Source organism: Aquitalea sp. S1-19 (assembly GCF_024343515.1).
The window spans coordinates 12,536-28,167 of sequence record NZ_RJTZ01000033.1; the positions used below are offsets into that span (position 1 = coordinate 12,536).

The 15,632-nt window shown below is 56.2% G+C and carries 14 protein-coding genes; 3 read left to right on the top strand and 11 right to left on the bottom strand.

From position 1 onward, the window contains the following. Window positions 1–27 precede the first annotated feature (27 nt). The 8 genes from narI to ytfE all read right to left on the bottom strand — a co-directional run bounded on the left by narI (window position 28) and on the right by ytfE (window position 12,064). On the bottom strand, window positions 28–711 hold the full coding sequence (narI, locus tag EGI20_RS07035; RefSeq protein WP_498630797.1) for a respiratory nitrate reductase subunit gamma: 684 nt from the start codon (window positions 709–711) through the stop codon (window positions 28–30). Beyond that, the gene (gene narJ / locus EGI20_RS07040) at window positions 708–1,361 is read right to left on the bottom strand and encodes a nitrate reductase molybdenum cofactor assembly chaperone (RefSeq protein WP_498630798.1); all 654 of its coding nucleotides are present in this window, start codon (window positions 1,359–1,361) and stop codon (window positions 708–710) included. Before narJ ends, narI begins: the two co-directional genes overlap by 4 nt. A gap of 48 nt (window positions 1,362–1,409) precedes the next feature. Next, entirely contained in the window at window positions 1,410–2,957 is a 1,548-nt protein-coding gene (gene narH / locus EGI20_RS07045) for a nitrate reductase subunit beta (protein ID WP_498630800.1), read from the bottom strand. After that, window positions 2,954–6,685, bottom strand: coding sequence for a nitrate reductase subunit alpha (locus EGI20_RS07050; protein ID WP_498630802.1), 3,732 nt, complete (start codon window positions 6,683–6,685; stop codon window positions 2,954–2,956). The genes narH and EGI20_RS07050 overlap by 4 nt, the downstream gene beginning before the upstream one ends. A 222-nt stretch (window positions 6,686–6,907) precedes the next feature. After that, window positions 6,908–8,290: a NarK family nitrate/nitrite MFS transporter gene (locus EGI20_RS07055; RefSeq protein WP_498630804.1), complete on the bottom strand. Its 1,383-nt coding sequence runs from the start codon at window positions 8,288–8,290 to the stop codon at window positions 6,908–6,910. Between the two features lie 26 nt (window positions 8,291–8,316). Next, a complete protein-coding gene (locus EGI20_RS07060) occupies window positions 8,317–9,603 on the bottom strand; it encodes an MFS transporter (RefSeq protein WP_498630805.1) in 1,287 nt (428 codons plus the stop codon). A gap of 472 nt (window positions 9,604–10,075) precedes the next feature. Next, window positions 10,076–11,311 carry an NnrS family protein gene (locus EGI20_RS07065; protein ID WP_498630807.1) on the bottom strand — a complete coding sequence of 412 codons (1,236 nt, stop codon included), beginning with the start codon at window positions 11,309–11,311 and terminating at the stop codon, window positions 10,076–10,078. Between the two features lie 24 nt (window positions 11,312–11,335). Next, complete coding sequence (gene ytfE, locus EGI20_RS07070) at window positions 11,336–12,064, bottom strand: iron-sulfur cluster repair protein YtfE (protein ID WP_498630808.1); 729 nt, start codon at window positions 12,062–12,064, stop codon at window positions 11,336–11,338. 129 nt (window positions 12,065–12,193) lie between these two features. Between ytfE and EGI20_RS07075 the strand changes: the two genes are divergently transcribed. Next, window positions 12,194–12,604, top strand: a complete 411-nt coding sequence (locus EGI20_RS07075) for a hypothetical protein (protein ID WP_498630810.1) — start codon at window positions 12,194–12,196, stop codon at window positions 12,602–12,604. 86 nt (window positions 12,605–12,690) lie between these two features. Next, on the top strand, window positions 12,691–13,059 hold the full coding sequence (locus EGI20_RS07080; protein ID WP_498630812.1) for a hemerythrin domain-containing protein: 369 nt from the start codon (window positions 12,691–12,693) through the stop codon (window positions 13,057–13,059). A gap of 24 nt (window positions 13,060–13,083) precedes the next feature. Here the strand turns inward: EGI20_RS07080 and EGI20_RS07085 are convergent, their stop codons facing one another. Further along, the gene (locus tag EGI20_RS07085; protein WP_498630814.1) at window positions 13,084–13,587 is read right to left on the bottom strand and encodes an RrF2 family transcriptional regulator; all 504 of its coding nucleotides are present in this window, start codon (window positions 13,585–13,587) and stop codon (window positions 13,084–13,086) included. A 253-nt stretch (window positions 13,588–13,840) separates the two neighbouring features. Between EGI20_RS07085 and EGI20_RS07090 the strand changes: the two genes are divergently transcribed. Continuing rightward, window positions 13,841–14,017, top strand: a complete 177-nt coding sequence (locus tag EGI20_RS07090; protein ID WP_498630816.1) for an IS66 family transposase zinc-finger binding domain-containing protein — start codon at window positions 13,841–13,843, stop codon at window positions 14,015–14,017. A 558-nt stretch (window positions 14,018–14,575) separates the two neighbouring features. Here EGI20_RS07090 and EGI20_RS07095 read toward each other — a convergent pair. Next, a complete protein-coding gene (locus tag EGI20_RS07095) occupies window positions 14,576–15,079 on the bottom strand; it encodes a DNA-binding protein (protein ID WP_498630818.1) in 504 nt (167 codons plus the stop codon). A gap of 102 nt (window positions 15,080–15,181) precedes the next feature. Then, window positions 15,182–15,632: hypothetical protein (locus tag EGI20_RS07100; RefSeq protein ID WP_498630820.1), on the bottom strand; the 451-nt coding region annotated here is incomplete at its 5' end.

A 15,632-nucleotide genomic window follows, 5' to 3' on the forward strand; every position in this document is an offset into this window, starting at 1 on the left:
CGCAGCTACAGGCCTGCCGTCTTGCTATTAGCGGGTTCGCACCAACTGCCAGGCGCGGGTGATATAAGTCAGCGCACCAAAGCCGCTCCACACATGCACCAGACGCGTGAACGGGAAGATCACAAACAGCGTCATCCCCATAAACAGGTGAGCCTTGAATAACAGCGGCACCTCGGCCATCAGCTCGGCAGTCCCACTGCGGAAAGTTACGATATGCTGCGCCCAGGTCATCAACACCAGCATCAGATGACCATCAGTGTGCTCGACCGAGATAAAAATGGTCGAAAGCCCCAGCAACAGGGTCAACAGAATCCACAGTGACACCAGTTTATCCGCAGCTTTGGTCACGGCACGGATACGCGGGTTACCCAGACGGCGAACCAGCAGAATCACCATACCGATCAGCGCACTGATGCCGAAGATGCCGCCCATCACCACCGCAACCATCTGCTTGAAGCCATGGCTGACCCCCAAGGCGTCCCATACCGCCACCGGCGTTAGCAGACCGACGAAGTGACCAAAAAACAGGCCAAGGATACCGATATGGAACAGGATATTGCCTATACGCAACTGGCCGGCGTACAGCATTTGCGATGAGTCGGTTTTCCAACTGTACTGTTCACGCTCAAAGCGCGCCAGCGAGCCAAAGAAGAAAATCGCCAGTGCAATATACGGGTAGATCCCGAACAAGAAGTGGTCAAGGGCGCTCATTGTACGGCTCCTCTGGCATGACCGGCCTCGCGGCGCGGATAAAATCGGATGGTGTTTTGCGTATCGGGTTTCAATAAGGGCTCAACGCCGTCCGCGCCCGGACCGAAAGTTTCCATCGCCTCATCCATATCCCGTATCGGCGGCTCGGTCATCTCGCGCGGCACCACATCGGTGAGCGTAGTCAGCACCTGGAATACGCCGGCGTACGGGCTTTCGCCCTGAGCCAGGCGCGCCCCGGTCGCGGCCAGTACATGGATAGCGTCCCCTAACAACACCGATGCTTCATCGGCCGGCAGCAGGCTGAGAAACTCGAGAAACAGCGGCACATGGTCGGGCAATTCGGCTACGTCAGGCTCAAAGCCATGTTGCTGGTACTCGTGCAGCAAATCGACCATGGCCTGGCCACGGTCACGACTTTCGCCATGGATATGCTCGAATAAGTGCAGGGAGTGCCTAGGGTTACGATCAAATGTCGCAACGTAATTTTCCTGCAGCGCAATCAACGGCTGGCTGGCAAACCAGGCGCTTAGTGGCTGCAATGTAGCCATTGCCTGCGGGTAGGCGACCAGCGCAGTATTGATTTCATCTTGTGCGCCGAGCAATTCTTCATCCGGATAGCTCAATAGCGCAGAGAGTATGCGATAGATCATATTTTCTCCTTAACGATGCGGCGAAGCCTCCCCCGCCGGCACCTGGCCTTACTGTTGACTGGCTTTGCGCGACTTGGGCATATCGACGTAAATCACGCTGCCTTGCGGCTTCTTGCCGAACAGCGAACCCTCCGAAGTGCCACCCGAGCAGCCGTTACCAAAGGTAAAGCCGCAACTGCCTTTTTCATTGAAGCTGTCTTCAACCATTTCCTTGTGCGAAGAAGGAATCACGAAGCGATCTTCATAGTTGGCAATGGCCATGGTCTGGTACATGTCTTCTATGGTTGCGGCATCCAGCCCCACCTGGGCCAACACGGCACTATCTTTTTGACCATGCACCACTTCGGCACGCTTGTAGGCACGCATGGCCAGCATGCGCTCCAGTGCGCTCACCACCGGTTTTTCATCACCCGCCGTCAACAAATTGGCCAGATATTTCACCGGAATTCTCAGGCTCTTTACATCCGGAATCATGCCGGTCATTCCCATATGGCCGGCTTCGGCGGCGCCCTGGATAGGCGATAACGGAGGGATGTACCACACCATGGGCAAGGTGCGGAACTCGGGGTGCAGCGGGAAGGCCACCTTCCATTCGCACGCCATTTTGTACACCGGCGAAGCGGCGGCGGACTCAAGCCAGGCATCCGGAATACCCTGACGCCTGGCCTCGGCAATCACTTGCGGGTCGTGCGGGTCGAGAAAGACCTTGAGCTGTTCTTCATACAGGTCTTGCTCACTGGCGACACTGGCAGCAGATTCGATACGCTCAGCGTCATACAGCATCACCCCCAGATAGCGGATACGGCCCACGCAGGTCTCGGAGCATACGGTAGGCTGGCCGGCCTCTATGCGCGGATAGCAGAAGGTACACTTCTCGGCCTTGCCGCTTTGCCAGTTGAAGTAGATCTTCTTGTACGGACAACCGGACACGCACATGCGCCAGCCGCGACATTTATCCTGATCGACCAGTACGATACCGTCGTCGTCACGCTTGTAGATCGAGCCAGACGGACAGGACGCAACACAGGCCGGATTCAGGCAGTGCTCGCACAGGCGCGGCAGATACATCATAAAGGTGCTCTCAAAGGTGCTATACATCTCCTTTTGCACCCCCTCGAACAACGCATCCTTGCTGCGCGCGGCAAACTCGCCACCCAGATCATCTTCCCAGTTCGGGCCCCATTCGATCTTGTCCATTTTCTTGCCGGTAATCACCGACACCGGGCGCGCCGTCGGCGGGGTCTGCATCAGCGGTGCATTTTGCAAATGCTCGTAATCGAAGGTGAACGGCTCGTAATAATCATCGATGGACGGCAGATTAGGGTTGGCAAACAAGTTGGCCAGAATCCTGAGCTTACCGCCTTGTTTAGGCTCGAGTTTGCCGGCGGCATTGCGTTGCCAGCCCCCTTTCCATTTTTTCTGGTTTTCCCACTCCTTGGGGTAGCCGATACCGGGTTTGGTCTCAACGTTGTTGAACCAGGCATACTCGACGCCGTCACGGCTGGTCCATACGTTTTTGCAGGTGACCGAACAGGTGTGGCAACCGATACACTTGTCCAGATTCAGCACCATGGCGACTTGGGCGCGTATTTTCATTGTGCGGCTCCTTCTTCTTCGCAGCGCGGCTTGTCCAGCCAGTCGACCTTGTTCATCTTGCGCAACACGATAAATTCATCACGGTTGGCGCCCACGGTGCCGTAATAATTGAAGCCGTAAGCCTGCTGCGCGTAACCGCCGATCATGTGGGTTGGCTTGAGCACGGTACGGGTCACCGAGTTATGGATACCACCACGCTTACCCGAGGTCTCGGCACCGGGTACATTGATAATTTTTTCCTGAGCGTGGTACATCAGGCACACCCCCTTGGGAATGCGCTGGCTGACCACTACGCGCGCGGTCAGGGTGCCGTTGACGTTGAAAACCTCGACCCAGTCGTTATCCACCAGCCCCGCAGCCTTGGCCTCTCCTTCGGAAATCCAGACATGCGGGCCACCACGCGACAGGGTCAACATGCGAAGGTTGTCCGAGTAGGTGCTGTGGATGCCCCACTTCTGGTGCGGCGTCAAAAAGTTGAGCACGATCTCGGGATTGCCGTTGGGTTTGCGCCCCAGCATGGGCTTGATCGTCTTGAGGTCCACCGCCGGCTTGTACACGCACAGCCCCTCGCCGAAGTCGAGCATCCAGCGATGATCCTGATAGAACTGCTGGCGGCCGGTCAGTGTGCGCCATGGAATCAGCTCATGCACATTGGTGTAACCGGCGTTATAGCTGACCTCCTCGCTCTCCAGACCCGACCAGGTTGGTGCCGAGATAATCTTTCTCGGCTGCGCCTGTACATCGCGAAAGCGGATCTTGTCGTGTTCGCGCCCGATGGCCAGATGTGTGTGGTCGCGGCCGGTAATTTTCGACAAGGCTTCCCATGCCTTGACCGCTACATGACCATTGGTCTCCGGTGCAAAGGTCAGAATCATCTCCGCTGCATCGATTGCGCTTTCCAACTGCGGCCGGCCTTGGCTGACCCCCGGCTCGGTGACGGTTTTGCTTAGCGCACCCAGTTCATGTACTTCATGCTCGGTATTCCAGCTGATACCCTTGCCGCCGTTGCCCAGCTTGTCGAGCAAGGGGCCCACCGAAGTGAACTTCTTGTACACATCGGCGTAATTGCGCTCAACCACGGTCATGTTCGGCGCGGTCTTGCCCGGAATCAGCTCGCACTCGCCATGTTTCCAGTCTTTGGGCTCCAGCGGCTGCCCCAGCTCTCCCGGGGTATCGTGCATCAGCGGCGTCAGTACGATGTCTTTGCGCGTACCCAGATACGGCCCGCCGATGTCGCTGAACTTCTTCGCAATCAGCTTGTAGATTTCCCAGTCGGTCTTGCTTTCCCACAAAGGCTGTACCGCCTCGGATAGCGGGTGGATAAACGGGTGCATATCCGAAGTATTCAGGTCGTCTTTCTCGTACCAAGTCGCGGTCGGCAGCACGATATCGGCATACAGGCAGGTCGTGCTCATGCGGAAATCCAGCACGGTAAGCAGGTCAAGCTTGCCCACGGCCGCATCACGCACCTTCACTTCCGAGGGCTTAATGCAATCGGTCTCATCGCTGAACAGCGCATGTTGCGTACCCAGTAGATACTTGAGGAAGTATTCGTGACCTTTGCCACTGGAGCCCAGAATATTGGAGCGCCAGACAAACATATTGCGCGGGAAGTTGGCCGGATTGTCCGGGTCATCGCAACTCATGGCGAGCTTGCCCGATTTGAGGTTTTCCACGACATAGGCCACCGGTTCCTTGCCGGCGGCCTCAGCGGCTGCGCTCACCTCCAGTGGGTTGGTGCCCAGCTGCGGCAGACTTGGCAGCCAACCCATGCGCTCGCTCTTGGCATTCAAATCGATCAGGCTCATATGGCCGTAGCGCGCGCGGTCGGCGGTCGGCGCCAGAATCTCGTCGATGCCCAGTTTCTCGTGCCGCCACTGACTGGTGTGGGCATAAAAGAAAGAGGTGCCGTTCATCTGCCGCGGCGGACGATGCCAGTCGGTGGCGAAAGCCAATGGCGCCCAGCCAAACTGCGGCCTGAGCTTTTCCTGACCCACATAATGCGCCCAGCCACCACCACTTTGCCCCACACAGCCGCACATCATCAGCAGATTGATAATGCCGCGATAGGTCATATCCATGTGGTACCAGTGATTCAGCGCCGCGCCGACAATCACCATGCTTTTGCCATGGGTGTCGTGCGCATTTTGCGCGAATTCACGCGCCACCTGGATCACCTGCGCACGCGGTACGCCGGTGTGCTTCTCTTGCCAGGCCGGGGTATAAGGCACATCGTCATCAAAGCCGGCGGCAACATGATCCCCGCCCAGCCCCTGATCGACACCGTAATTGGCCAGCGTCAGATCGTACACTGTCGCAACCAGGGCGCTGGAGCCATCCGCCAGCGTAATACGTCGAGCCGGTACATTGCGCACCAGCAATTCGTCGTGTTCGGCCCCGAAATAAGGGAAGCCGACACCGACGACTTCATCATGGCGACCATTAAGCGACAGCACCGGCTCGACTTCGCGACCGGAACCGCTGTCCTTCATTTCCAGATTCCAGCGACCGACCTTCTCACCTTCGTCCACCTTGCCCTCGCCCCAGCGCAGGCCTATGGTGCCGTTCGGGATCACCAGCGTATTGCTATTGCCGTCAAGCAGCAGCGTCTTCCACTCGGGGTTGTTGGCTTCGCCATGCGCATCGGCCAGATGGGATGCGCGCAAAAAGTGGTCGGGGACCAGACAGCCGGCACGCTCTTTGAGCAACACCAGCATGGGCATATCGGTGTACTGGCGGGTGTAGGATGTAAAGTAGTCGGACTTGCCGGTCAGGTGGAACTCTTTAAGCACCACATGGCCCATCGCCATGGCCAGCGCGGCATCGGTACCCTGCTTGGGCGCAAGCCAGATATCGCCAAACTTGGCCATCTCGCCAAAATCGCTGGATACGGCAACCGTCTTGGTCCCCTTGTAGCGCACCTCGGTATAAAAGTGCGCATCCGGCGTGCGGGTCATCGGGACGTTGGACCCCCACACCATCAAATAGGTCGAGTTGTACCAGTCTGCCGATTCGGGTACATCGGTCTGCTCGCCCCAAATCTGGGGCGAGGCGGGCGGCAAGTCGCAATACCAGTCATAAAAAGACAGGCAGCCGCCGCCAATCAGGCTCAGATAACGCGCACCGGCGGCATACGACACCATGGACATGGCGGGAATCGGCGAAAAACCGACTACACGATCCGGGCCGAATTTTTTTACTGTAAGTGCATTGGCGGCGGCAATCATCTCGCTGGCAGTATCCCAGTCGGCACGCACAAAACCGCCCTGCCCGCGCACTTCCTTGTAACGCTTGGCCTTTTCCGGGTTCTGGCTGATGGCATCCCAGGCAGCAATCGGGTCCATGGTCTTGCGGGCTTCACGCCACATTTCCATCAGCCGGCCACGTATCATCGGGTACTTTACGCGCTGTGCTGAGTAGACATACCAGCTGTAAGACGCGCCACGCGGACAACCGCGCGGCTCATGGTTAGGCAGATCGGGGCGGGTACGCGGATAATCAGTCTGCTGGGTTTCCCAGGTGATCAGGCCGTTCTTGACATAGACCTTCCACGAGCAAGAGCCGGTGCAGTTCACTCCGTGGGTAGAGCGGACGATTTTGTCATGCTGCCAGCGACTGCGGTAGCTGTTCTCCCAAGTACGGTCCTCATCCACCACCGCGCCATGGCCATCGGCGAAGGTCGACTTCACCCGCGACATAAACTTCAGCCTGTCCAGAAAGTGACTCATTATTGCTCTCCATAATGGCCAAAGATGCCGGCCGTTGAGATGATTGCGACCGTTACAGAATATTCCATGGAAATACAGCTAACTATTCGCCAGCCGGAGGGGGGATACGACCGCAAAGGCACTAGATGTCCTAGTTCGAAGTGACTAGGCCTTATCCTGTTTCCCACATGCAAAACCCGGCAAAGCAGCGCTTGCCGGGTTTAATGTGCGCCCCTTGCCGGATTAGCAAGGCATAGGCGCATTCTTGCGTGCGTAGTAGAGCCAGGTGATCGCCATACAGCTCAGATAGAACACAATAAAACAGATCAGGGCCGCATCCACCCCGCCAGTGAGCTCGATCGAAGTCCCGAAGCTCTTGGGAATAAAAAAGCCACCATACGCCCCCATTGCGCCGGAAAAGCCCAGCACGGCAGCTGCTTCCTTGGCCGCATCCAGCATGGCCTGTTTTTGCGCCTTCTCGCCCTTGCCCGCCTCACGCTGGCGCTCGGTCATAAAAATCACAGGGATCATGCGAAAGGTTGAGCCGTTGCCGATGCCGGTCAGGGCAAATAGCACGATAAACATGGCAAGAAAACCGAAGAAGTTGCCGCCCACACCGTTATGCGGCAGGAACTGCAACACGCCAATGACGGCCAAAATCATGGCGCCGAACGTAAACAGTGTGACGCGCGCGCCCCCCAGTTTGTCAGAAATCCAGCCCCCTAGCGGCCGCGTCAGCGCACCGACCAACGGACCCAAAAAGGCATAGGCCGTCGGGTTGATGCCGGGAAACTGCGACTTAGTCAGCATGGCAAGACCGGCGGAAAAACCGATAAACGAACCGAAAGTGCCCACATAGAGCCAGCACATCAGCCAGTTATGCTTACGCTTGAAGATCACCGCTTGATCAGCGAACGAAGCCTTGGCATCGGCAATATCATTCATGCCAAACCAAGCCGCCAAAGTGGCCACCACAATAAAGGGTACCCAGATAAAACCGGCATTTTGTAGCCAGATACTCTTGGTAACGCCATCCTTGACGAAGGTTTGCGACTCGCCCCCCAAGGCACCGAATATGCCGACCGAAATCACCAACGGCACCACAAACTGCACGACCGAAACCCCCAAGTTACCGATGCCGGCATTCAGGCCGGTAGCCATGCCTTTTTCCGCCTTGGGAAAAAAGAAGCTGATATTCGACATGCTGGAGCTGAAATTACCGCCACCGAGGCCACACAACAAAGCCAATACCAGCAAGGTCGGATAACTGGTGCTCGGGTCGCGCAGCGCAAACCCCATGCCCAGCGCCGGAATGAGCAGCGAAGCCGTGGAAATCGCCGTCCAGCGCCGGCCACCAAAAATAGGCACCAGGAAAGAGTAAAAAATACGCAGTGTGGCGCCGGAGAGTGCCGGCAAGGCGGTCAGCCAGAACATCTGGTTTTTGGATAGCTGAAAGCCGGCCTTATCTAGGTTGACCACCACCACACTCCACAACATCCACACTGAAAACGCCAGCATCAGCGCAGGGATGGAAATCCACAGATTGCGTTTGGCGACCGATGCACCGGTTTTTTGCCAGAATGCCGGATTTTCCGGCTCCCAGCGCTGGATTACGGGGCTAGACATATACACGCTCCCTTGCTGTTTTGGGTTTAGTTATGTTGATGATGAAGTTTTTGTTCGGCCAGAATATCCTCGCCATAGGCCACGCTTTCGGCACGGAAGCTGAAGTGCATCCAAACCAGACTGACGCAGACGGTGCCGTACAGCAGCATGAAACAGGAGGTCCGCACGCCGGTCAGATCCAGCAGCACGCCAAACAGGATAGGCAACACAAAACCGCCCAAACCACCGGCAAGGCCGACAATGCCGGACACGGCACCAATGTTCTGGCTGAAATCATCCGAAATAAACTTGAACACCGAAGCTTTGCCCACTGCCATCGCAATACCGACGGTGAACATCAGTACAGTAAACAGCACGGGGCTTAAGCCCATATGGAAAGACTGGGGGCCATTAACCGTCTGTATGGTCAGACTGGTCTGCGGATAGCTCAGGATAAAAAAACAGACCCAGCACACCCACATCACAGCCCAAGTTGTCTTGTATGCGCCGTATTTATCGGATGCCCAGCCTCCCAGCGCCCGCAGCATGCCCCCAGGCAAGGAAAAACAGGCTGCCAGCAACGCGGCATGGCTGATATCGAAACCGTACTCGCCGATGTAGTACTTGGTCATCCACAGCGCAATGGCCACATAGCCGCCAAACACCACCGAGTAGTACTGGCAATAGCGCCAGACCCGCGGGTCTTTCAGCATCTTCATCTGGTCGGAAAAACTGATGCTGCCCGAGACTTTATGCTCGGGGCGGCTGCTGGAAAAAATCCAGAACAACACAGCCGTTGCCAGCATCGCCACCGAATACACTTTGGGCACGATGGTCCAGCTGCCGCCAGCAGACACAATCAATGCCGGAGCAACAAATTTGGTCAGCGCCGCCCCCGAGTTGCCGGCACCGAACACGCCCATGGCCAGACCCTGGCGATTTTTGGGGAAAAAACGCGCCACATAAGGCGTACCTACCGAGAATGAGCCGCCGGCTAGACCGACGAATAAGGCCAGTAGCAAAAAGTGCCAGTAATGCGTGGCATAACTCATCAGCCAGATCGGAATTACGGTCGAGAGCATCAACAGGAAAAACACGATGCGCCCGCCATAGCGGTCGGTCCAGATGCCCAGCGGCACGCGTACCAGCGAACCGGTCAGCACGGGCATCGCGGCCAAAAGACCGAACTCGGTTTCGTTAAGCCCAAGCTGCTTCTTGATTGGAATACCCAGAACCGCAAACATCATCCACACGGCAAAGCAGATGGTGAAGGCAAATGTGCTGGATGCCAGTACGAAATTCGCCTCGCGTCTGGCTGCAGAACTGTCAGTCATGGGACACCTCGTTTCGCAGTTCATTAATCTTAATGAAGCTAAGCTTAGGGTCATGACAAACAGTTTCACATTCGCCGCATGGCTAAGGCGGGCACTTACTTATAACTAGTTCGCGAGCCACAGCGGCAAATGATCTAGCCATTTCGGCCTAGTTCCACCATCACCATGCCCTCGCCTTTGCGCCTGCCCCCACCGGGTAGAATCCATATCATCATCTTGCCTCCTGTTATCGGACGGATGCCGGAACAGATCACGTGGGGACATTGGCGCGATAGTACTGAGGCCTGACTTGCAGATGCACTGTCTTATGCTACCGCGACGAGAACGCAGCACGGATGCGTGTTAAATGGGGCCCGACCCAGTCATGCCCCGGCCAGGAACTGGCCGAGATGGGGCGTAGTGGAGGTCTCACCGTACAGAAGCGCGCAACGCCCGCTGTATTGGTTAAACCAATCAGCGGGACTCGTTCATCTTAGCCGGCCTGACCATCAGCTCGTGGTTGCAGATACATAGGCAAATAGCGGGCAGACCAGAGTGCGAACGCCAACACGATGCCCGCAACAGTAGTGAGTAATAGCGGTGTACGCAGCTCGGGCAGCCATTCACCCAGCAAACGCAGTATTGTCATAACTTGCAGCAGCCAGAATAGTGTCCATGTCATCCTTCCTGCGATTAATGCCCGCCCGGAGTGCCCAAGCGTAACGCGGGTCACGAAGGCAAGCAGCATCGACAACATGAAACCCAGCGCTAAGGCATGTAATGCGGCATAGCCGCTTCCCGCTAGCGGTGTGGAAAATGGAGCGGTTGCCAGAGCAAGCAACATCATACCAAGCCCAGCCCACAAGAAAGCGATGTGAAGCATGGCAAGTAGCGGTACTTGCAACGATTGATACCACTTCCAGCGCCAGCTCGTGTAAAGCAGTAATACGGCAAGCCCCATATCAAGCGGAAAAGTGTCGATCCGCAATAATGCCAAGAATCCGTGCAACCATACGCCACCGATCAGCGCATACAGCAACCAGCGGGGTCGCCATGCTAGGTAGGAGGGCAGTACATGGGCGGAGAAGAATGGTAGCATGCGGTGGCAGACGGTCAGAAACACCGGCAACAGCATGCCCCACAACAACAAGGCTTCTGCTCTGGCGATGAATTGCCACTGCGCGTATGCCGCAGCAAAGGCGTAGAGCCAAAATCCGACGGCACCAAATGTAAAGGCAGCCAAAATCACGATTGCATGCTGGCGCTCTGGTATGGTGCTCGCTCGGATACGCCCTACCCAGATCAGGCAGGCTCCTGACCAAGCGAGTGCCTGCAATACACTGGCCAATGGCCATAGCACGGGCAGGCGGACGGTCAGCACCAAACTGGCGCTACCTAGCGCATACATCCCGATCGCTGCTAGCCATACACCGGTTGTCGGCGATGCGACACCCAGCCACTTCGGCCCTGCCGTATAAATGAAGCCCAGCATGAATAGCGGAAAAAAACCACCCAGCATCAATTGGCCGTGCAGAAAGCTTGCCGGTAGCGATGACAGGCTAATGCCGCGGGTGCGCCCCGCCAATTCCAGTAACCACCAAAACATGGCTAACAGCAGCACGCTGCCGCCAAGGAAGAATCCTGCACGGTGTGGTGCCATGGCTAGCCAACGGAACGATGCAACCACCCCATCGGGCTTTACAGAAACAACAGGGGTGGCAACTGACACGGATGCTCGGCGTGGGCGCATGCTTTAATTCCCGCTACATGCGCAACCGTGCGGGCCGCAACCGGTGCTGGCATCCGCGGCCGCTTCAAACGGCGGGAACAGCACATTATTTTCCAGATGAATGTGGTTGACGAGATCATCGCCAAGTTGCCTGAGCCCCGCATAGAGTGCATTCCAGCTTGTGCAGGCATCTGGCGGCGGGGTCATGTCATGCGTCAGCGCAGCAAGTCGCTCCAGATTTGCACCATGCTCGACATGCTCGCTACGCATCATCTCGATCGGGTGAACAACAAAAGGGTTGCCTCCCGCTTTGAGCATGGGAAACAGCACTTGCTCTTCTTTTTGCATGTGCTGCAGCAGTTCGTCTTCAATTTCTTGCAGAAGTCGCGCCAAACCAGCGGGGACTTCCGGGTGCTCACCGTGTACGGCTTCTACGCGCTTGGCCAGTGCAATCAGTTCGGGTAGTTGGGCGCGATGTACTTCGTGGTAGCGCACAAGAATGTGATCGACCAACTCGGTCGCACTACCGAATTGTGAAACCGTCTCGCCGCGTTGCAACGATGCCAGCTCGGCAAGTATGGGTTCAACTAGCAGCCCCTTATTGCTGGCAGCTTGCTGCAGGCTGATCTGGCCCCCACAACAATAGTCCAGCTTGAGCCGGCGAAAAATAGCCGTTGAACCGGGCAGTGCGACGGCGATCTGACCGATAGCCTGAGTTGCGTCAATAAGTGGGGCGGTTTGTATGTGTGTCATGGTGGGGTCTCCACAAAATCAAACAACGAAATACCAAACAAGTGCGCCGCCTGACGGGCATGGTAGCGGCACGCTAGAGCTGCAAGAGCAGTCATGCGACGGTCCGACGGCGCATCTTGTCGTTAGCGCTTGCTTGCCAAGCTGTTTATGCCGGTTTGCGTTGAGGCCGGCGCAGCCAAGATGGGATCAGGACTGTATGCAAAAATCGATGACAATTTTGTCCGCTTCGCGCTGGACGTAGGTCGTCTGAACCCGTTGGCCAAAGAATTGTTCGATCTGTACGAGCAGGGGCAGCGGATCATGATCGTTGCAGAAGCGCATCGTCTCGCCTGCTTGCAAAGCGTTCAGCGCGCCGAAAATAGCCGCATGGCGGAAACGTCTGGCGATTCCGCGCGCATCAAAAATATAGACACCGTTCTGGATAACGGGGATAGAGCAGTCATGAGCCATCATGTTTCTCCTTTAAAGGCTAGTTGCGGCAAAGCAATGCACTACACGGGTGTCGTGCAGCCGAACGGAAACACCATATATGCAATATAAAGATGCATTTCCCATGCGCATTATGCGGCAGAACGTTAAACATGTAAAATATTTACATGTTTAACGTTCTGCCGCAGGAGCTAACAATGAGACGCAGTTCAAAACTTGTTCATTTATCCCGTGAACACCATACAGCACTGGTGCAGGCTAAACGCATTAAGGGAAGTAACAGCAGCACGGACGTGCAGGAGGTATGGCCAAGCGCGGCATTTTTGACCGAACTGGAAGCACACTTTGATGCCGAAGAGGCTATGTTTGCCCAATATCTCGTGCACTTGCCACGACTTGCTAACCTATTTTCGGATGACCACAAAACGTTGCGCGCATTGATGCAACAGTTACATGCAGGCAAGTTGGCTGCCCTACTAGCATTCGGGGAGCGGTTGGAAGCCCATGTCCGTTTTGAGGAAAGGGAGCTCTTCCCCGCTTTAGAAGAACTGATACATCCATCCTGATACGGCGTGAGAGAGACTGACGGTTCAAGTTTTCGAAGACAGGAAAGACAGGCCCAGCCGAGTTGTCAGCGCTTCACGATTGGCACTCAAATCCGCCAAAGTGTAGCGATCCAGTGCGCCATACATCGCTTCGCGCGCCTCGAAGAGGGCATGTTTCAGCATGCACATCCCATCGATTTTGCAACTCCCCCCACCCGCTTCGAAGCATTCGACAATCGGTGCATCTTCCTCACATAAACGTACGAGCGCACCAATGCGGATGTCTGAAGCAGGACGTGCCAAACGCATGCCGCCCCCCCGTCCACGTAGCGTCTCAATCAGGCCTATTTTTCCAAGAAAATGCACCACCTTCATCAGGTGGTTGTCAGATATGCCGTAAGACGCCGCGATTTGAGCCCGCGTCGCGAGTCCTTCTGGCTGTACGGCAAGGTAAATCAGGGTGCGAAGGCAGTAATCGGTAAAGGCATTCAAGCGCACGGAGAGGCTCACGGCAATCAACAGGACTTTAATATTGTACTTTAAATACATTTTTAAATGTATGCTCCTGCGTAGAGAGTTAGCCGGTTTGGTATGTTTTTACCAATCGCGATCGTTCCCGCCTCAAGCAACTGCGCTTCGGTCGCAGCAGCGAAGCGCACAACATCGAGCGGTGCCAGTTGTTCGACCAGGACGCCCTGCAATACATCGCGACGGTCGAGCCGGCACTGGAGCCGTGCGACACGGCTGAAGAATGGCAAACACCCCGCGTACACGTGCACATGCCGCTCGTCAGGCGCGGCCCGTGCATCTGGAACGGATCGATGTGTGCCACGAGCGGGAAAGCAGCCTGTGCGGACATTGCCACGCGCCACTCGCCCTGATCGGTGAAGACATCAGCAAACAGCTCGATATCGAACCCGCCCGCTTCTTCGTCATCCGCCACATCCGTCCACAATATACTTGCCGCCACTGGACATGATGGTTCTAATCATGGAGCTATCCTGCCAAGGGTAGGATAGCTCTTTCCCCCCCTACAATAGCCCTACAACTTTTTCAGAAATGAAAAACGGCTTACGGAAAAATCTGTAAGCCGTTGATTTTATTGGTTGGCCATATCGGACTTTAACCGATGACCAAAGGATTCTGAGTACTTAGGGTTGTTCGCGACGGATAAAAACTCCGCCATGCTGTTGGCACGGCTCAAATCGCTCCCCCTATACGGACACGCAGGTCGGTATATCAAATGATATGGCTGACAGGCATTATTGGACCTGAACACCATGAAATCAGGCCATTTGTCATTGGTATTCTCGTGTAACAGGCTTCAATCAACGGTGATGGGTGTTCAGAGGTTCTGAAAGCAGCAAATCATGCGCCAGCAGCTACGGAAACCAGGACTTACGGCTATCTAGCCGTGACGTTGAACGGCGGCTTTGGGGCGGTAGCGGTCATGCTCATCCATGCCTGTAGTTGTCCGCTTTGGCCGAAATGCGGCCAAAGCGGCTTCTCCCATCGCCGAGCACATCTGCACAACGATTCAGCTACCAACATCCTTCTTCATGCGCAGTTGCCGCCGCAAGTCACCAACTTGATCAACCAGTGCATCGTGCTGAGCCTCAAGCCTCAGCAATTGCTCTTTCCGCTCCTGAGCGATGGCTGACAACGAGGCAACCTGCTGACGTAGCAGATCCCGTTCATTCCCCAGGCTTTCAACTTCAGCAGACCAGAGCGAGCTCATTTCATCCGCTTCGAGCAAGCGCCTCTGCAGTTCCGTAACCTCCAACCGCAATTCGACAGTTGCACGCGTGCGCTGCCCTTGCGCCCATGCGATCAACGCCTTGACCACGGGTTCGTCAATCTCGATAAGTGACTGCTCGGACTCTTTCTTTTTCTTCCAGACACGCAGACCCTCCGTGATCGTTTCTTGTGCGCCGCCACCTAAGTGATCTCGCATGGCACGCACGGAAAGCTGGCGACTTTGCGTCTCAAACAGTGCGCATGCGTCGAGTACGGTTTCCAGCGTTAGGGGGATTTTTTTCATCGGATATCTCCAAATCATGTTGAACATATCCCGTGTAGACACTTGTTTTATACCGGAGCGTAGCTTCGTAACACGTCACATGACTGTTACGCGTGACGACAGTCAAAACCAATCCGGCTTCGGTGCGGGTGCGGGTGCGGGTGCGGGTGCGGGTGCGGGTGCGGGTGCGGGTGCGGGTGCGGGTGCGGGTGCGGGTGCGGGTGCGGGTGCGGGTGCGGGTGCGGGTGCGGGTGCGGGTGCGGGTGCGGTCAGCATGATGTGAACGAGCCCATCCAGGCACAAGGCCGGATTCGCGTAACACGCGAATGACTTGTCGATATACGGAAGGTGCCCAACCTCGACTGGAAACGGCGAGCTACGATGTTTGCGCCAGTGTTCACTCGCGAGCATGAGCAACTGTTTCTGCTGCTCACGTATGCCGTGATAACCGGGCATACGCAGCAGCGCATCGATCAGTGACTTCACCCGCACAACATCAATGCCGACCGTCCCGGTGCTGCGCGTTGCCTCTTCTACGCCAGCACTCCACTCATCAAATGCACGCGGCTGCAAC